Raw genomic sequence first — 18,863 nt, forward strand, 5'->3', positions numbered from 1 at the left:
ATGAATCCTTCAGCACAGGACATTCTTCGCGGTTGCGTCGAGAATCTCGAAGAGCTGGTCGCGCCCGAAATCAGCAGTCCGCATGCGAAAAGCGCGATGATGTGCGCGCGCATGCTGATCAACCATGTCATCCTGCGCCTCGATCAGGAAGGCGCCGCACTGGTCGAGGATTGCCGCGAGAAGCGCTGTCTGCTGGGCACGCTGACCGAAGCGGGGGAATTTCCGCCGGCGCTCGCCGCCGAGGTTCGCACCCTCTCCGCCGACGCCGAACCCGGCCATATCGCGATGGCCGATCTCACCGCGCTCAACGACGCGTGGAAACGCCTGTTCGAACGGGCGCTCGCCGAGCCGCTCGCCCCCGCCGTCCGCACCAGCCTGCGCGCGCAACTGGCGGCGCAGATCGGCCGCGAAGCCGCCTATTGCGTTCCCGCGCTCGACGGACCGATGTTTTGAGGAGCCCACTATGACCGACACTATCCTTGAGTCCGCCGCCCTCGCGCCCTTCACCCTGACTGGAAAGATCGCGCTGATAACCGGCGCCGCGTCGGGCCTCGGCAAGGCGACCGCCGGGCTTTTCCTCGACGTCGGCGCCAGCGTCGTGATCGCCGACCTGAATGCCGAGGGCGCCGCCGCGGTTGCCGCCGAACTCGCGGCCCAGGGGCCGACGCTCGGCATCGGCATGGACGTGTCCGACGAGGCGGCGGTGCAAGCCGGGTTTGCTGCGGCGGCGGAGCGGTTCGGCGGCGTCGATGTGCTGGTCAACAACGCCGCCTATCGCGGCAAGGCGAACACGATGGACATGTCGGTCGCCGAATGGGACATCATGCACGCCGTGTGTACGCGCGGCAGTTTCCTGTGCCTGCGCGAAGCGGTCAAGCAGATGCGGCTGCGCGGCGGCGGGTCGGTGGTCAATGTCTCGTCGATGAGCGCGCAGCATCCGACGATCTTTCCCAACATGCATTATGACTCGGCGAAGGCCGGGGTCGACGCGATCACCCGGCTGGCGGCGGTCGAGTTCGGCAAGGACGGGATACGCGTCAATTCGGTGCTGCCCGGCGGCATGGCGACCCCCGGACCCGACAAGATGCGCGCGGCGCAGGCGGCGGGCGGCGCGGTCATCGCGGGGCCGGCGACGATCCCGGGGCGCAACCCGATGGGGCGCATCGCCGATCCCATCGAAATGGCGCGCGCGATCCTGTTCCTCGCCAGCGACGCGGCGAGCTATATCACCGGCGCCGAACTGCTCGTCGACGCCGGCTTCACCAAGGGTTGATGGCATGACCGACCTGCTCTCCGACAGCCGTCCCCTGATCGGCGATACGCGCCCGGCGACGACCGGCCTCGGCGCGCGCGATCATGTCAATCCCGCCACCGGACAGGTTCAGGCACGCGTGTTGATCGGCGGCGCCAGCGAGATCGATGCCGCGGCGCGCGCTGCCGTTCTCGGCCAACAGGCGTGGCAGGCGCTCGGCCCCGAAAAGCGGCGCGATAGCCTGCTGCGCCTCGCCGACCTGATCGAAGCCGACGCGGCCAAGCTCCTGCGGATGGCGGCGCTCGAATGCGGCACGCCGCTGTCGAGCAATTCGAGCGGCCTCGCGCTGTCGTGGATCCGCTATTATGCCGGCTGGGCCGACAAGATCGAGGGCAGCTACAGCGAACCCTTTGGCATCGCCGGACTAGCCTATTCGCGGCACGAGCCGATCGGGGTGATCGGCGTCATCATCCCGTGGAATTCGCCGCTGGTGGCGATCGCGATGACCGCGATCCTGGCGATGGCGGCGGGCAATGCCGTCATCCTCAAGCCGCCGACGCAGACCCCGTTCGTCGCGTTGCGTTTTGGCGAACTGGCGCTCGAGGCGGGGATTCCGGCAGGAGTGCTGAACATCGTTCCCGGCGATGCCGAAGCGGGCGAGGCACTGATCGCGCATCCGGCGGTAGGCAAGATCAGCTTCACCGGCGGCGACATCGTCGCCAAGGCGGTGATGCGGACCGCCGCCGAGCATCTGAAACCCGTCGCGCTGGAACTCGGCGGCAAGTCGGCGAACCTGATCTTCGCCGATGCCGATCTCGATGTCGCGGCGGCGATGGCCGCCGGTTGCAGCCTGGTCCCGCTGGCGGGGCAAGGCTGCGTCCTGCCGACGCGCGTCTATGCGCATGGCGCGATCTTCGACGAGTTCGTCGACCGGGTGCGCGCGCATGCCGAAAGCTACACGCTTGGCGATCCGCTCGACCCTGCCACCATCATCGGACCCGTCATCAACGAGGCCGCCGCGCAGCGGATCATCGGGGTGATCGACCGCGCCAAAGCCGAAAGCGGTGGCCGGCTGGTCACCGGGGGTCGCCGCGGGCAAGGCGACCTCGCCGCCGGCAGCTTCGTCGAGCCGACGGTGTTCGCCGGCGTCGCGCACGACAGCCACCTCGCCCGCGAGGAAGTCTTCGGCCCGGTGCTGTCAATCGTACGGTTCGACGATGACGCCGACGCGGTGGCGATGGCCAATGATTCGCGCTTCGGCCTCGGCGCCTATCTCCACACCCGCGACCTGTCGCGCGCGCACAAGGTCGCCGCCGCGCTCGAGGCCGGATGCGTCGCGGTCAACGGCATGTTGCCGATGGCCCCCAATCAGCCCTTCGGCGGCGTCAAGCAAAGCGGCTTCGGACGCGAGGGCGGCCGTGCGGGGCTCGAGGAATTCATGCAGATCAAGCAGGTGCTGATGCACCTGCGCTGAGGGGATGAGGCGTGGACGACGAGGCGGACTTTGTCATTGTGGGCGGGGGCAGCGCGGGCTGCGTCCTGGCCGCGCGGCTGAGCGAAAATCCCGGGCATCGGGTGATCCTGCTCGAGGCCGGCGGCGAAGGCCGCGATTTCCTCGTCCGGATGCCCGCCGGCACCGCGAAACTGATGGGGCACAAAAAGTTCGACTGGTGCCTGCCGACCGAACCCGACCCATCAATCAACGACCGCACGATGCAATGGGCGGCGGGCAAGGCGCTGGGCGGCAGTTCGGCGATCAACGGCCAAGTCTATATGCGCGGCGAACGGTCGGACTATGACCATTGGGCCGCCGCCGGCTGCACCGGCTGGGGCTATGACGATGTCTTCCCCTATTTCCTGAAGGCCGAGGAGTTTCACGGGCCGCCGATGCAATCGCATGGCCGGCACGGCCCGCTCAGCGTCTCGCCGATCCAGGATCCGCAACCGATCGGCCAATATGTCATCGACGCCTTCACCCAGGCCGGGATTCCGCTGAACGAGGATTATTGCAACGGCAGCCAGAGCGGCGTCTATCGCATCTTCGCGACGCAGAAGGACGGCCAGCGCTGTTCGGCGGCGCGCGCCTATCTCGATCCGGTGCGCGGCCGCGCGAACCTGACCGTCGTCACCCAGGCGCATGTCGACCGGATCGTCATCGAGGGCGGCCGGGCGACCGGGGTGGAGGTGCGCGTGGCCGGCGAGCGCCGCGTCATCCGGGCGCGCGGCGAAGTGCTGCTGTGCGCCGGCACCTTGTTGTCGCCCACCCTATTGATGCGGTCGGGTGTCGGTCCGGCGGCGGGGCTAGCCGCGCACGGCATCGCAGTGCAGCGCGACCTGCCCGGCGTCGGGCGGAATTTGCGCGAGCACAACAGCGTCAGCTTGGCGAAGCTCGTCAACATCCCGACGATGAGCGCCGAGCTCGGCCCGTTCAAGCTCGCACGCCACATGCTGAATTACATGTTCTTCCATCGCGGGCTGCTGACGACCCCGGCGGTGCAGGTCATGGCGGCATTCCGCACCGATCCCGACCTCGCCGACCCCGACATCATCCTGTCGATGCTGCCCGTCGCGGTGTCGTTCAACGACAAGGGCGACGCGGTGGTGGAGAAGCGTCCGTCCTTCTCGTTCGGATTCCATGTCGCGCGCCCGCAAAGTCGCGGCGAAATCCGGCTGCGCAGTGCCGATCCCGATGCCAAGCCGGTGATCGACCATCGGCTGCAAAGCGCGCAGAGCGACGTCGACAAGCTGGTCGCGGGGCTGAAGATCGTCGAAAGCCTGTGCCGCACGCCGGCCTTGGCCGCGATCATCACCGGGACGCTGCGGCCCGATCCCCTGCCGCAAAACGACGACCAGTGGGAAGCCTATGTCCGCCAATGGGGCGGCATCGGATATCATGCGGTCGGCACCTGCCGCATGGGCGCTGATGGCGACCCGATGGCGGTGCTCGATCCGCATTTGCGGGTCCGGGGGATCGCGGGACTACGGGTGGTCGATGCGTCGGTGATGCCCGAACCCGTGTCGGCGAACACCAACGCACCGACGATTATGATCGCCGAACGCGCTGCCGAATGGATCGGGAGAGGAATATGACGCTCGAACGCATTTTTGGAGTGACCGACCGCAAGGTCCTGGTCATCGGCGCCACGCCGATCGGCGAGGCCACCGCCGCGCTGTTCAACGAACTGGGGGCCACTGCCGAAATCGCCGATATCGCACCGGGCGAGCAGGTGATCGCCGACGCGGTTGCGGGGTTTGCCGCGCGTCATGGCCGGATCGACGTGATGGTCTATGCCGTCACGCGCATCGGCACCTATGCGCTGCCGACGATGTCGCTCGACCAATGGGATCAGGTGCATGATGCCAATCTGCGCGGTGCCTTTCTGGCCATGCGCGCGGTGATTCCCGCCATGCAGCAACAGGGCGACGGCGCGATCGTCGCGGTATCGACTATGGGATCGGTCCACCCGGTGCTGAAGGGCAACGGCGCCTATGGCGCGTCGAAGGCGGGGCTCAACGGCCTCGTGCGCGCGGCGGCGCTCGACCATGCCGACGACGGCATTCGCGTCAACGCGGTGTTGCCCGGCGCCGTGCCCGTGGGCGACCCGCCAGCCGATATGGAGCGGCTGGGCGGACCGGCCACCCAGCCCGGCCGGTTGATGCTGGGAATGGGGCGTGCCGAGGATGTCGCCAGCGCCATCGTCTATCTCGCCTCCCCGGCGGCGCGTTTCGTCACCGGACAGATGCTGGCGCTCGACGGCGGCTTCCTGATTTCATGAGGAATGGCTTGCAAAGCGAGGGCATATACATATAAATCAGATAGACATTAATTTCCACCGCTCGCAAGGATTACGGCAGCATGCCCACGCTCAATTCGATCGTCCGCAACGTCATGGCGATCGACCCTGCCGCCCCGGCGCTCGAATATCAGGGGCAGTGGCACAGCTGGGGGGACCTCAGCGGGGTGATCGATGCGGTCGAGGCGCTGTTGCAGCAGCATCGAATCGGTTCGGGCACCCGCATCGGCGGCATATTGCGCAACACCCCGCCGATGGCGGCGGTGATCATCGGCACAATCACGTCGGACCGCTGCGTCGTCACGCTCAACCCCGCGCTGCCCGACGAAAAGCTCGCGAACGACATCATTACCTTGAAGACGCCCGTCATCATCGCCCAGACCGAGGACTGGCAGCGCGCGCCGGTGCGCGACGCGGTCGCGCAAAGCGGCGCATTGGGGATCGAGATTACCGGCGACAAGGATCAGCCCGCGCGTCTGATCATGGCAAGCACCGGGACCGATTTCCACAGCGATGCCGCGGGGATCGGCATCGAGATGCTGACCAGCGGCACGACCGGCGCGCCCAAGCGGGTGCCGCTGAAAGCCGCCAATTTCTCGAAGATGGTGCTCGACGCGGCGGTGTTCGAAAAGCGCGATATCGATGCGCCGCCGACCTTGTCGCGGGCGGTGAGCATTTCCAACACCCCCTTCTCGCACATCGGCGGAATCTTCAGCCTGTTCGTCACGCTGTCCGCGGGTCGCAAGTCGTGCATGCTCGACCGCTTCCGGGTCGATGAATTTGTCGACGCGGTGCAGCGGCACCGGCCCAAGGTCGCGGGCGCGCCGCCGTCCGCGCTGCGGATGATCCTCGATGCCGGGGTGCCCAAGGAGGCGCTGTCCAGCCTCGTCGCCTTTCGCACCTCGACGGCGCCGCTCGATCCCGCGCTGGCCGACCAGTTCTACGAGCATTTCGGCATTCCGGTCCTGCAAAATTATGGCGCGACCGAGTTCGCGGGAGGGGTCGCGGGATGGACGCTCCCCGATTTCCTGAAATCGGGCGCCCAGCGGCGCGGCAGCGTCGGCAAGATGAACCCCGGTGTCGACGGCCGCATCGTCGATCCCGAAAGCGGCGAGCCGCTGGCCTATGGCGAAAAGGGGCTGCTCGAACTGCGCGCCAAACATCTTGGCGACGGCCGGAACTGGGTCCGGACGACCGACCTCGCGCGCATGGACGAGGAACAATTTCTTTGGATCCTCGGCCGCGCCGACAATGCGATCATCCGCGGCGGGTTCAAGATCATCCCCGACGACGTCGTCAAGGCGATGGAGACCCATCCCGCCGTCCTCGAAGCCTGTGTCGTCGCGCTGTCCGATCCGCGACTGGGGCAGGTTCCCGCGGCAGGATATCGCGTGAAAGCGGGACAGTCGGTCGCCGCCGACGAACTGCGGGCGTATCTGCGCGAACGGCTGACCGCCTATCAGCTGCCGACCAAGCTGCTCGAAGTGCAGGATTTCCCACGGACGCCATCGATGAAACCCAGCCAGCCCGAACTCAGGAAGCTGCTCGAAGCGGCTTGATCGGGCCGGTCGGCTGAAGCATGGCCCGACGGTGGATTATGCGCCTTTGCCTTTCGAACCGCATCGCTGCCGCTTCGAGGGTCGTGACGACGGCTCGACGCTGATCACGCCGGGCTATCGCCTGCCCGATCTGTGGCCGTCGATCCCGCACCTGTTCATAGACCGCGCCGAGCGTTTTCCGGATCGCCCGCTGGTCGCGCGCCGCGAATTGCTGCCCGACGGCGGCCGCGGCGAATGGCGGCGGCTATCGTTCGGCGACGCCTTGCAGCAGGTGCGCGGGCTGGCGCAGGCGCTGATCGATCGGGGGATCGGCCCCGACGCGTCGGTCATGGTTCTGTCGGGGGGCAGCCCCGAACATCTGGTCGTCAACCTCGCCGCGCAGATGGCGCGCGCGCCTTATGCGCCGGTGTCGGTCAATTATTCGCTGGCCGGCGGCGATTTCGCGCGGCTGCGGCACTGCTTCGCGATATGCCGGCCGCGGCTGGTCTACGCCGACGACTGGCGCATCTTCCTGCCCGCGATGCGCGCGCTCAACGAACGGGGCGACCTGATCCTCGTCACCGACGAGGCCGCTCCCGATGGCGAAACGCTGGCGCTGGGCGATCTGATATCGGCCGTGCCGACCGATGCGGTCGATGCGTCGCTCGCCGCGATCACCCCCGACACCCACGCCAAGACGATCTTCACCTCGGGTTCGACCGGCAAGCCCAAAGGCGTGATCCAGACCCAGCGTATCCTGACCGGCATCGTCGCGCAGCATCAGGCGATGTATGCGCATGAAGAGGAAGAAAGCGCGGCCAAGGCCTTTCTGTCGTGGGTGCCGTGGAGCCATGTCGGCGGCAACAACACCCTGCCCGCCGACATCTTCAACGAGGCCGCCTGCTTTTACATCGACGACGGGCGCCCCCCTGCCCGGCCAGTTCGCCGAATCGATCCGCAACCTGCGCGAGATATGCCTGACCGAATATAATTCGACCCCGATCTTCTTTTCGGAACTGGTCACCGCGATGGAGGCCGACGACGGGCTGCGCGACCATTTTTTCCGCGACCTGCGCTTCCTCAGCTATGGTTCGGCGGGATTGTCGGAGGATGTGTTTCGCCGCCTGCAGGCTCTGGCGGTCGCGGCCACCGGGCGCCGGATTCCGATCATCACCAAATATGGGACGACCGAGACACAGGGGACGACGATCGTCGGCTGGCCGCTCGAAACCACCGGCCCGATCGGGCTGCCCTTTGCCGGCAATGTGGTGAAGCTGGCGCCCGCCGGCGGGCGGCTCGAGATCCGCGTCAAGGGACTGACCGTCACCCCCGGCTATCTCGGCGATCGCGAGGCCACCGCCGCCGCCTTCGATGACGAGGGTTTTTATCGCACCGGCGACGCCGCCCGCTTCGTCGATCCCGATCGCCCCGAACTCGGCCTTGTCTTCGACGGCCGGGTGACCGAGAATTTCAAGCTGTCGTCGGGCACCTGGGTCCATGTCGGGGCGCTCCGCATGGCGCTGCTCGATGCGCTCGATCCGCTGTTGCAGGATGTCGTGATCGCGGGCGAGGGACGCGGCGAGGTGCGCGCGCTCGGCTGGATGCGGATCGCCGATGCGCGCAAACTGGCCGGGGACGATCTCGACGCCGCGGCGCTGGCCGGTCATCCGGCGATCGCGGCGCATGTCGCGGCACGGCTCGCGCACCACAATGCCGCGGCGGGCGGCCAGTCGCGCCGCGTCTCCGCGCTGCGCCTGCTGATCGCGCCGCCCGCCGGCGACGAGATCGCCGACAAGGGCTATGTCAACCAGCGCGAAGTGCAGCGCCAGCGCGTCGCCGATGTCGAGGCGCTCTATCGCGGCGAGGCGATCGCCGCCGGCTGACGCGCGGCTCTCAGTCCCAGCGAAGATAAAGCTCGTCGAAGCCAGGCACCGACCCGCAATGCTCGACATTCCTGCGGTCCGGATCGAGCCGGAATTCGGGCAGACGGCCGACAAACTCCTCAAGGAATATCTCGATCTCGGCGCGCGCCAGCCCCTGGCCGACGCATTTGTGCGGGCCATTGCCGAAGGTGTTGTGCGCGGGCGCGTTGCGATCGAAATCGACGTCCATCGGACAAGCATATTCGCGATCGTCGATCCCCGACAAATTGTTCGGGACCATGATCATCTCGTCCTTCTTGAACAACACGCCCTTATATTCGAAATCGCGGGTCAGGATTCGGCCGGTGTTCGACAAGCCGAAACGGCGCAGGAATTCCTCGCAGGCGGCGGGAATGATCTCGGGCTCTTCGCGCAGGCGCCGTTGCTGCTCGGGATGCTGGGCGAGATAGTGGGCGATATAGGATATTTCGGACGCCACCGTGTCGAGCCCGCCAAAGAAAAGCAGGCTCGCCATCGACAGCACCTCCTCTTCCGACTGGAAACGCGGGTTGCGGCGCCACGCCGCGACGCGGGTCAACAGATCGTCGCCGTCGCCATTGTCGCGCTCGTCGAGCACGGTCTTCAGATAGTCGCGGACGCGGATCTGCGCGGCAAGGCGCTCCGCGGGGTCATAGGAGGACATCAGCGCGATACCCCATTCGACAAATTCCTCGCGCCGGTCGAGCGGCAGGTCGACGATACGCAGGAACATCGTCACCGGCATTACCCGCGCAAAATCGCCGAGCAGTTCGCAGTGCCCTTGCGGCAGCAGCTTTTCGACAAGTTCGATCGTCAACTCGCGGGCGTCATCGCGCATCTTGGCAACCTTGCCGGGCATGAAGCCCGGGTTGATGACCGCGCGATAACGCGCGTGATTGGGCGGATCGACCGCGAGCGGCAGCGGCTTGAGCGGCATCAGCGTGCGCGGGATCATGAATTCCTCATGGCTGAAAATCTCGTAATTCAGCTGGACGAATTTGACGTCCTCGGCGCGCGTCACCATCCAGTGGCCGCCATGGCGCGGCGACCAGATGATGTCGGGACCGTCGTGCAGGCGCTTCACCGCCTTGTACACCCCCACCTCTTCCAGGCCGTCGGGACGGATATAATCATAATCCACCACCAGCTCGGCCGGGACATGGTCCGGCTTCGGGGTAAGAGGGACGGGGCTGTTCATATCCTGCTCCTGATAGGCTTTTGTTGTGTATATCATCTATCTGTTTATACCGATGATGCAAGCGATGGCGCGCGGATGCGCGACATGGGAAAAGAGGCTTGCCGAGGAGAGCGGCGTGGAACCAAAGGTCCGGATCGGTCAGATCATCAGCGATGATTTCGGTCAGCGGGAATTCCGCCTGCCATGAGCGCGATGATCGCCGAACCCGATTTCCGACCCACGATCCCCGGCCTGATCCGCAATTTTGCGGCGCGCTATGGCGAGGCCGATGCGCTGGTCCGCGATGGCCGCCGGGTGACCTTCCACGACCTCGACCGGCAATCGGCCGCGGTCGCGAAATCGCTGCTGGCGCTGGGGGTCGGCAAGGGCGCCCGGATCGGCATCATGGCCCCGCCCTGCCCCGAATTCGTCGTCGCGGTCCTCGCCGCCGGACGGATCGGCGCGATCGTCGGCCCGCTGAGCACGCTGTATCAGGCGCCCGAATTGCGCTGGGTGCTCGCCCATGCCGAATTCGACCATCTGATCATTGCCGATGCATTCCTGCGGCACGACTATCTCGCCCGGCTCGAAGAGGCGCTGCCCGATCTCGCCGATCAGGCGGCCGGCGCGCTCCAGCTCGAGGCGACGCCGCGACTGCGGCATATCCATGTCATCGGCAACGAAACGCGGCCTTGGTCGCGTCCCTTCGGCGCCCTGCTCGACGGCAGCGATGCGATCGGCGACGCGATGCTCGAACAGGTCGAAGCGCTGGTGACCCCCGCCGACCCGGCGTGCATCATCCACACCTCGGGCAGCACCGCGACGCCCAAGGGTGTCGTCCACGGTCACGGTCCGCTCATCCGCCACAGCTGGCAGATGGGCATGGACTTCACCCCCTTCGGCCATGGCGACCGGGTGATCACGACGCGCGCGATGTTCTGGGTCGCGGGTTTTGTCGCGACCTTGTTCTACAGCCTCAACAATGGCGCCTGCCTGATCACCACCAGCGACGGGTCGCCGGCGAATATAGTGACGCTGATCGAAACCGAACGCGCCAACGCGCTCGCCGGCGATTCGGGCTGGTTCGACGTGTTGCGCGACTCCGCCGAACTGAAGGCGGCAGGTTATGACGTGGTGCGGCTCAATATGGACAGCGCCGGACTGGCGCACGGCGGACGCTTTGTCAGCGATCATCTGTCCGAACGGTTCGGCGCGCCGGTTTCCCATCCCAGCGGTCGCTTCGCCCGCACCTTTGGCATGACCGAGGCGCTGGGCGGGCATACGTCGGCGCGCCACGACGAACTGCTGCCCGAAGACCGGCCGTTCTGGCAGGGCCGCGCCGTTCCCGGGGTCGAATTGAAGATCGTCGATCCCGAAACGCGTATCCCGTTGCCGCCGGGCGAGGTCGGCGAACTGCTGGTGCGCGGCTATTGCCTGATGCTCGGATTGAACGGACGCGAACGGCATGAGACCTTCGACGCCGAGGGCTATTATGCGACCGGCGACCTCTGCCTGCTCGACGCCGATGGCTATCTGAAATTCGAGGCGCGGCTGGGCGAGATGATCAAGGTCCATGGCGCCAATGTCGCGCCGATGGAGGTCGAACTCGCGCTCGCCGGCCTGATGGGAATCGAAAAGGCGGGCGTCGTCGGCGTCCCCGGCGCCGGTGACACCTTGCTCGTCGCGGCGGTGCTGATGGCGCCGGACCGCGTCCTCGACGAAGCCGCGGTCATCGCCGACCTCAGGGGCAAGCTCTCCTCGTTCAAGGTCCCGAAGCATATCGTCGCGCTCGACGAAGCGACGCTGCCGGCGACCGGATCGGGCAAGATCAAGAAAGCCGAACTCGCCGCGCTGATGACCAGATTGGTCGGCGACGGATCATTATAATCATATAACGAATTTACTTGATTCGACTTGCCGACATCTGCATGGATTTGGGGACAGACAATAGAGGCGGAGCGAGAGGCAAATGGCGGAAACCCAGAAAAAGGACGTGCCGGATAACTATGGCATCCTGACCGACGAAGGCATCGACAAGCTGCGTCAGCGGGTCGGCATCCAGGTCAACAAGCCGACCCCGCCGCACAATTATGAAGTGACATGGGACGGCACCCGCCACTTCGCGGTGGGCTATGGCGACGACAATCCGCTGTGGTGCGACAAGAATTATGGCGACAAGACCCGCTGGGGCGGGCTGATCGCGCCGCCGAACTTCCTCTACACGATGGGCGTCTCCGACGCGCCGCCGATCACCCCCGAAGTGAAGGCGATGATGAAGGGCGATCCGCTCGCCGGCCTCGGTTCGTATCAGGCGCAGATGGAATTCGAATGGTGGCGTCCGCTGCGGCTGGGCGACCAGCTCAAGCAGCGCTTCGCGCTGATCGGCGTCCAGGTGAACGACAAGAGCGGCTTTGCGGGCCGCACCGTGTCCGAAGTGAACGGCTATATCTATCGCAACCAGGACGATGAATTGCACGCGATCCAGCGCGGCACCTGGATCCGCGCCGAACGCCACGCGTCGAAGGAGAAGAAGAAGGAATATGACCTTCCGACCCCCTACACCGACGCGCAGCTCGCCGAGATCGACGCCTGCTACGCCGCCGAAAAACTGCGCGGCGCCGAGACGCGCTATTGGGAAGATGTGATCGAGGGCGAGGACATGCAGACGATCGTCCGCGGCCCGCTGCGCACCAGCGACCTCGTCGTCTGGCATGTCGGCTGGGGCATGCAGCTGACCCCGCCGGGCGCCTTTCGCCAGAGCTGGAAAATACGCGCCAAGGTGCCGGGGCTTTACACCCCGAACGAACTCAATGTCCCCGACACGGTCCAGCGCCTGCACTGGGAAAAGGCATGGGCCAATGAACTCGGCATCCCCATTCCCTATGATTATGGCGGGCTGCGCGAGACCTTTCTGACCAACACCGTCACCAACTGGATGGGCGACGACGGCTGGCTGTGGAAGCTGTCGTGCCAGCACCGCAAGTTCGTCTACACCGGCGACACCTATTGGATCAAAGGCAAGGTCCGCAAGAAGGTGCAGCAAGAAGGCCGCAACGAGGTGCACCTCGACATCTGGGTCGAGAACCAGCACGGCACCGTCGTGTCGCCGGGCAATGCCGTCGTCCTCCTGCCGACCCGCGACGCGCCGGTCGAGCTGCCCAAGCCGGCGAAGGAGAATATCGACGAGATGTACGCTTATGAAGTCGAGCGGCTGAAGCAATAATCTCGGCGTTGACCGCGGCGCCGGCGTGCGCCGCGGTCCAGACATGGACCGCAGGATGACATACGACCATATCCGGTACGAAAAGCGTGGGGCCGTCGCGGTCATCACCTATGACAAGCAGGAGCGGCGCAACGCGTGGAGCCCGCCGCTCTATCGCGAAACCGAGCGCGCGATAGAGACCGCCAACGCCGACGATGCGATCGGTGCGATCGTCCTGACCCACGAAGGGCCGATCTTCTGCGCGGGGACCGATTTCAAGGCGGGGCCCGAGGTCGATCCCGACACCGGCAAGAAGCTCAACATCGCGCAGATCTGCATGATGCAGGACACCGGCTGGATCCACCTGCTCGCGCGCTCGAAGCCGATGATCGGCGCGGTGCATGGCGCGGCGATCGGGCTGGGCGTCACCCAGTTGCTGCCGATGGACATCCGCATCGGCGGCGAAAGCTCGACCTGGAGCTTTCCTTTCCTCTCGCTCGGCTACATGCCCGAACTCGGCTGTACGGCGCTGTTGCCGCGGCTGGTCGGCTATGGCCGCGCGCTCGACATCTGCCTGACGTCGCAAAAGCTGACCGCGCAGGAGGCGAAGGATATCGGCCTGATCACGCGCGTCGTTCCCGACGAACAGCTTCTGGACGAAGCCATCAAGGTCGGCGAAACGCTCGCCGCCGCGCCACGCCTTCAGATGCGGCTGACACGCGACTTGTTCCAGAAGAACGCCCTCGAACCCGACACCAACGCCTATCTCCGGCGCGAGACCGACGCCTTCATCGAGATGCTGCGCGCGATCAAGAAAGCGCGCGACGCGGACGCCGCCAAAGGCTGAACCGTTCCGCCGTCAGCGGAGCAGGACGGTCACATCCCGAAGCCCCGCGTCGAAACGGAACGGGACGCTATAATCCTCGGTAACCGGCGTGCCGGTATCGACCCCGACATCGAAGGTTTCCGACAAGGGCAGCAGCAGGCGCATCGTCGAGGCGACGCGGACCGACCGCGACGCGGCGCCATCGACCGACAGGCGCGCGACGCCGCCCTTGCCGATGCCGCCGCCATCATAGTCGAAATCGAGCCGAATCTGGTGCCGACCGGCGGCAAGCGGGCGGTCCCAGTCCAGCACCGTTCGCTCGATCCCCAGCTTGTTATAGACAAAGTGCGGAACGCCATCGCGGACGAACAAGGCGTAACCCCCGAACCGCCCGCCCTGCGTCACCAGCATGCCATCGCCCCCACCCGCCGCGACATCGACCGTCGCAACCAGCGAGAAGGACCGGTTGCGGATATCGGGCGCGATCGCGCTCGGAATGCGTTTCACGCCGGCCGGATAGGAAAAGCTGGTGCGGCCCTGATTGATGTCGGGTGCGGGCAGGCCGCGCGGCGACCGCGAAATGGGCAGCGCATTGTTCCGCTTCGCCTCGCGGAAAAACAGCTTTTGCATCGCCGCCAGCTTTGCGGGGTTTTGCGCGGCGAGGTCCGCCGACTGGCTGAAATCGGAGGCGAGGTCGTATAACTCCCAGCTTCGCTCGCCAAAGGGCGCCGTCTTGATGCCCGTGAACTGCCATGGCATCGCAACCGGCGTCGTGTTGGCAAGCCAGCCGTCGGCATAAATGGCGGCGTCGCTGGACAGTTCGAAAAACTGAATCTTGCGCGCCGACGGCGCCCCTGCATCGCGCGCGGCGTAAAGCATGCTGACGCCATCGAACGCCATCTGGGTCACGCCGTCGACCCTTGCCGGCGCCTTGATTAGGGCGGCCTCGAGAATCGTCGGGACGATATCGACGAGATGGTGGAATTGCGTCCGCACCTCGCCATGCGCGTCGGGTGCGCCGCGCGGCCAGGACAGGACCATCGCGTTGCGCGTCGCTCCGAGATGCGAGGCGACGCGTTTGAAATAGGGAAAGGGCGTTGACATCGCATGCGCCCAACCGACCGGGAAATGGCCATAGGTCATTGGACCGCCGAGCCGGTCGATATTCGCCAGCGCGACCGGAAAGTCCTCCGCGCCTTGCTCGTTCAGCCCGGCCAGTTCGTTGAACAGGCCGTTCTCCCCGCCCTCGGCGCTCGATCCATTGTCACCCTGGACAAAGATGACCAGCGTATTGTCGAGCTCTCCGCTGCGTTCGATCTCGTCGAGGACGCGGCCGATCTGGTCGTCGGCAAAAGCGAGCGCCCCGGCATAGGCTTCCATCATCCGCGCATAGAGGCGCCGCTTTTCCGGGGTCAGCGTATCCCACGCCACGATCTCCTTGGGACGCGGGGTCAGGCGGGTCCCCGCCGGGACCGTCCCCATGGCGATTTGCCGCTCCAGAATCTGCGCGCGCAACGCGTCCCAGCCCATGTCGAACTGCCCGCGAAAGCGGTCGATCCAGTCGCTCGGCGCCTGATGCGGCGAATGGGCGGTGCCCGGGGCATAATAAAGGAAGAAGGGCTTGCCGGGCTGCACCGCATTCTGTTCGCGCAGCCAGTGCACGCCCCGGTCGGCCAGATCCTTGTCGAGAACATAGCCGGGGTCGTCGGCGGGCGGCTCGATCGCTTCGGTGCCGCGGTAAAGTTGCGGCGCGAACTGGTCGGTGTCGCCGTCGAGGAAACCATAGAAATATTCGAACCCAAGGCCCGTCGGCCAGCGGTCGAACGGCCCGTTGGGACCTGTTTCCCATTTCGGCGTGATATGGGCCTTGCCGATCATCGCGGTGCTATAGCCATTGTCGCGGAGCAGCCGCGCGATCGTCGCGGCGCTGCGCGGCAGGATGCTGGTATAGGCGGGATGCGAACTGGCGCTGTTGGTGACGCCGCTCATGCCGACCCGCGATGGATTGCGACCGGTCAGCAAAGCCGCCCGGCTCGCCGAACAGATCGCCGAGGTGTGAAAGCGATTGAAGCGCAAACCGCGCGCCGCGAGGCGGTCGAGGGTCGGGGTCGGGATCGGCCCGCCAAAGGTGGACGACGCCGCGAAACCGACATCGTCGGTCAGGATCACCAGAATATTGGGCGCCTGTTTGGCGGCAACGGGCATTTGCGGCCAGGCCGGCAGGTCGGCGGCCGCGTGCGCGCCGACCATCGCGGGAACGCAGAGGAGCGCGCAGGCCGTCAGTAAAAGCATCGAGGGAGAAGGCCGGATCATCACGACGCCTTTTTTTTCAGGAACAAGAAGAATGGGACGCTGCGGCCGCCGAAACCACGGCGGCCAGACAGCAAAGCCGCCTGGCCGCAATCATGTCCTATGGCTCGGGCGCGGCATGGCTGCAGCGCCGCGCCGGTCAATCGGCGTCGGCGCCGAACCGGTATTTCATCGACAGGCCCCACATCCGCGGCGCGGCATAGATGTTGCCGAGGATGCCGAGCGACGAATTCTGCATCAGATTGTTCGTGCCGATGCGATAAACTTCCTTGGTCACATTGGTGACGAACAGCCCGAGGTCGATCGGCTGGCCACCGACATTCTTCCAGTTCAGGTTGAGGTCGAGAGTCGTGAACGGTTTTTCGATCGATTGCGGGTTCAACACGCTCGTGTCCGAATAGGACACGCTCGACTGATGATAGAGGACAGCGCCGAAGCTGACCTGCCCGAGCTTGTCATCGAGCGGCAGCGTATAATCGAGCGTCAGCGAATATTGCGTCTTCGGCACCGAGTTGAAGCGGTTGTCCGAACAGAAGCCGACCGTCGTCGTTTGCGTCGGATCGCAGGGATTGCCAACGACGATCGGTGCCAGCTTGTCGAATTTCGCGTCGGTATAGGCAAAGGTGCCGCCGAGGGTCAGCCCCTGGACGGGGATCAGCGTGATTTCCGCCTCGATGCCCTTGATCCGTGCGTCATTGACGTTCTGGACCGACGACACGGGTACCGGACCGGGAAGAACGACGTTCTTCTGAATGTCCTTGTACCGGTCGGTATAGGCCGCAAGATTGGTCCGCAGGAACACATCGTTAAAGCGGAAATCCGCCTTCACGCCGACTTCGAACGATATGTCCGTCTCGGGCTGATAGGCGGGATCGATCCCCGGAGGGGCGGTCCCGTTCACGCCGCCGGGACGATAGCCCTTGCTGACCTTGCCATAGAACATCTGGCCGCCATCGGTCTTGTAGGTCGCGCCCGCCGACCAGGTCGTCGCGTTGAACTTGCCGTCGCGCACGATGCAGTTGCCGGGGCCGCTGGCATAGAGCACCGATCCGGCGCCATAGCTGACGCACTGGCCGTGCGGGATCGGCGCGAAGGTCGCGGCGACCACCTGGTTCGCGATGGCGGGGGGGAGGTTGCCGCCAAAGGGGCCGGTCAGGAAATTGAACAGCGCCGCCTGCCCGCCGTCCATCGGGCTGAGATAGGTGTTCTGTTCCGAATGGATCGTGTCGCGCGTGTAGCGAAGGCCGCCGTTAACGCTGAAATTGTCGGTGATGTCATATTCCAGCGACCCATAGACCGCGCGCGACTTGGTCGTGATATTGTTGACGCCGACGCGGTTGAGGATCGCGACGTTGATCGTCGCATTTTCCGCCGGGCCGGCCGGTCGCTGCTCGTCGAAATAGGCGCCGAGCGAGAAGTTCAGGCGGTTGTCGAAGGCCTGCCCGGAGATCCGCAGTTCCTCGCTATACTGTTCCTGGTTGGTGAACAGCAAGCCGCCGGGACAGGCCGAATGACAGGTCAGCACCGCCGCGCCGTTGCTCGCCGCGAAGTTCGATGCCTCGTCCTCGCGTTCGCGGACATAGCCAAACACATTCTTGATCTGGATATTGTCGGACAGATCGGCGGTCGTGGTGTTGACGATGTAGAGATTCTTCCGCTCGCTATAAGTCGGGTCGACCTGCGAAATCTGCCGGATGCCGCGCGCATTCTGCGCCGCCAGCTGCGATTGCAGCGAGGCGATATAGGCCGGCGCGCTGAGCGGCGTGAGGCCGGCGCGGAACGGCACGACGCTGCCGTTGGGATCGATCCCATAGGCGCCCGAGAACAGGAAGGAGAATTGCCCGATCGCGGGGGCGAGACCCGACGCCGCGGGATTGAACCCCGCGAAAACCACCGCCGTGCCATTGTCGTGGGTGCGCTGGTACGACACGATCGTGGTGTTTTCCAATCCCTCGACCGGACGCAGGGTCAAACCGCCGCGAAAGGATTCATATTTGACATCGTCGAGCTTCTGGCCGTTCGCGATATTGGTCGTGAAGCCGGACCGGCGCGCGGTTTCGAACGCGACACGCGCCAGCACCTTGTCTTCGACGATCGGCACGTTGATCGCGCCGTTGAAGGTGCGCAGACCATAGCTGCCGAGCTTTCCGGTGAGATATCCGCCAAAATCCTCCTTCGGCGTCTGCGGGGTCACCATGACGTTGCCGCCGTCGGTGACGCGCCCGAAGTTGACGCCCTGCGGCCCGCGCAGCACCTGGACGTTCTGGAGATCGAAAAATTGCCCCTGGGTCAGGCGGGCGATGGGGACTTCGTTAAAATAGGTGATGACCGCCGGGAACACGGTGCCGAACGAGAAGCCCTGGCCGCGGATCGTGTAGGTCAGGTTGTTGCGGTCGGATACCGATGCGGTGACGTTCAGGCCCGGCGTAACCTGGACAAGATCGACGGGATTGAACGTCCCCTTGGCCTCCAGGGTTTCGGGCGTCAGCACGGTCACGGCGACCGGGACATCCTGAAGACGCTCTTCCTGCCGGCGCGCGGTGACGACGATGTCGTTCAGCCCGATATTGTCGGTCGCTTCCGCCGCCGCGGGAGCCTCACCCTGATAGGCGAAGGCCGGCTGGACAAGCATCACGCTGGCGGTGCCGGCGAACAGAATCGATTTCCAGTTTTGCATGGGGTTGACCCCTCCCGTTGCGGGCTCTGCGGCCCATCCTCATTGAGTCTCCTGTTTCGGAGCTTCCGGGAAACCTAGCGCCCGCCGATGCCATGTCAATATCGTATATATAATTCGGTGAATTGATATGAATATTTCACCGAAACGTCGGATTAGCGCCACCCATGAAAGACGAAATCCCCAAAA

General features: G+C 65.3%; 15 protein-coding genes. 12 read left to right on the plus strand and 3 right to left on the minus strand.

The genetic code is table 11. The features are described 5' to 3' along the window. The 8 genes from AC07U1_RS02100 (at nucleotide 1) to AC07U1_RS02135 (ending at nucleotide 8,467) form a co-directional block, all read left to right on the plus strand. Entirely contained in the window at nucleotides 1–453 is a 453-nt protein-coding gene (locus AC07U1_RS02100; RefSeq protein WP_495178779.1) for a hypothetical protein, read from the plus strand. Nucleotides 454–463: 10 nt separating this feature from the next. After that, nucleotides 464–1,273 carry an SDR family NAD(P)-dependent oxidoreductase gene (locus AC07U1_RS02105; protein ID WP_495178780.1) on the plus strand — a complete coding sequence of 270 codons (810 nt, stop codon included), beginning with the start codon at nucleotides 464–466 and terminating at the stop codon, nucleotides 1,271–1,273. A gap of 4 nt (nucleotides 1,274–1,277) precedes the next feature. Continuing rightward, nucleotides 1,278–2,726 (plus strand): aldehyde dehydrogenase family protein, encoded by a 1,449-nt coding sequence (locus tag AC07U1_RS02110; protein WP_495178781.1) that lies wholly within the window; start codon nucleotides 1,278–1,280, stop codon nucleotides 2,724–2,726. A gap of 11 nt (nucleotides 2,727–2,737) precedes the next feature. Beyond that, nucleotides 2,738–4,342: a GMC family oxidoreductase gene (locus AC07U1_RS02115; RefSeq protein ID WP_495178782.1), complete on the plus strand. Its 1,605-nt coding sequence runs from the start codon at nucleotides 2,738–2,740 to the stop codon at nucleotides 4,340–4,342. Continuing rightward, nucleotides 4,339–5,028: an SDR family NAD(P)-dependent oxidoreductase gene (locus AC07U1_RS02120; protein WP_495178783.1), complete on the plus strand. Its 690-nt coding sequence runs from the start codon at nucleotides 4,339–4,341 to the stop codon at nucleotides 5,026–5,028. Before AC07U1_RS02115 ends, AC07U1_RS02120 begins: the two co-directional genes overlap by 4 nt. 80 nt (nucleotides 5,029–5,108) lie before the next feature. Further along, nucleotides 5,109–6,605 carry a class I adenylate-forming enzyme family protein gene (locus tag AC07U1_RS02125; protein ID WP_495178784.1) on the plus strand — a complete coding sequence of 499 codons (1,497 nt, stop codon included), beginning with the start codon at nucleotides 5,109–5,111 and terminating at the stop codon, nucleotides 6,603–6,605. Between the two features lie 31 nt (nucleotides 6,606–6,636). After that, nucleotides 6,637–7,575 (plus strand): AMP-binding protein, encoded by a 939-nt coding sequence (locus AC07U1_RS02130; RefSeq protein ID WP_495197628.1) that lies wholly within the window; start codon nucleotides 6,637–6,639, stop codon nucleotides 7,573–7,575. A gap of 25 nt (nucleotides 7,576–7,600) precedes the next feature. Further along, nucleotides 7,601–8,467: a hypothetical protein gene (locus AC07U1_RS02135; RefSeq protein ID WP_495178895.1), complete on the plus strand. Its 867-nt coding sequence runs from the start codon at nucleotides 7,601–7,603 to the stop codon at nucleotides 8,465–8,467. A gap of 10 nt (nucleotides 8,468–8,477) precedes the next feature. Here the strand turns inward: AC07U1_RS02135 and AC07U1_RS02140 are convergent, their stop codons facing one another. Next, nucleotides 8,478–9,683, minus strand: a complete 1,206-nt coding sequence (locus AC07U1_RS02140; RefSeq protein WP_495178786.1) for a cytochrome P450 — start codon at nucleotides 9,681–9,683, stop codon at nucleotides 8,478–8,480. A 25-nt stretch (nucleotides 9,684–9,708) separates the two neighbouring features. On the opposite strand from AC07U1_RS02140, the gene AC07U1_RS02145 reads away from it, so the two are divergent. From AC07U1_RS02145 to AC07U1_RS02160, 4 genes are all read left to right on the plus strand, one after another. Then, nucleotides 9,709–9,870, plus strand: coding sequence for a hypothetical protein (locus AC07U1_RS02145; RefSeq protein ID WP_495178787.1), 162 nt, complete (start codon nucleotides 9,709–9,711; stop codon nucleotides 9,868–9,870). Further along, nucleotides 9,867–11,549 (plus strand): class I adenylate-forming enzyme family protein, encoded by a 1,683-nt coding sequence (locus AC07U1_RS02150; RefSeq protein ID WP_495178788.1) that lies wholly within the window; start codon nucleotides 9,867–9,869, stop codon nucleotides 11,547–11,549. The genes AC07U1_RS02145 and AC07U1_RS02150 overlap by 4 nt, the downstream gene beginning before the upstream one ends. 82 nt (nucleotides 11,550–11,631) lie before the next feature. Next, entirely contained in the window at nucleotides 11,632–12,885 is a 1,254-nt protein-coding gene (locus tag AC07U1_RS02155) for an FAS1-like dehydratase domain-containing protein (protein ID WP_495178789.1), read from the plus strand. A gap of 43 nt (nucleotides 12,886–12,928) precedes the next feature. Then, on the plus strand, nucleotides 12,929–13,711 hold the full coding sequence (locus AC07U1_RS02160; protein WP_495197629.1) for an enoyl-CoA hydratase/isomerase family protein: 783 nt from the start codon (nucleotides 12,929–12,931) through the stop codon (nucleotides 13,709–13,711). Nucleotides 13,712–13,723: 12 nt separating this feature from the next. On the opposite strand, the gene AC07U1_RS02165 is transcribed toward AC07U1_RS02160, so the two are convergent. Both AC07U1_RS02165 and AC07U1_RS02170 read right to left on the minus strand, forming a co-directional pair. Further along, nucleotides 13,724–16,003 carry a sulfatase-like hydrolase/transferase gene (locus tag AC07U1_RS02165; RefSeq protein WP_495178791.1) on the minus strand — a complete coding sequence of 760 codons (2,280 nt, stop codon included), beginning with the start codon at nucleotides 16,001–16,003 and terminating at the stop codon, nucleotides 13,724–13,726. A gap of 136 nt (nucleotides 16,004–16,139) precedes the next feature. After that, complete coding sequence (locus AC07U1_RS02170) at nucleotides 16,140–18,677, minus strand: TonB-dependent receptor (RefSeq protein WP_495178792.1); 2,538 nt, start codon at nucleotides 18,675–18,677, stop codon at nucleotides 16,140–16,142. Nucleotides 18,678–18,863: the final 186 nt, after the last annotated feature.

The organism is Sphingopyxis sp. GW821-FHT02C12, from assembly GCF_059421785.1.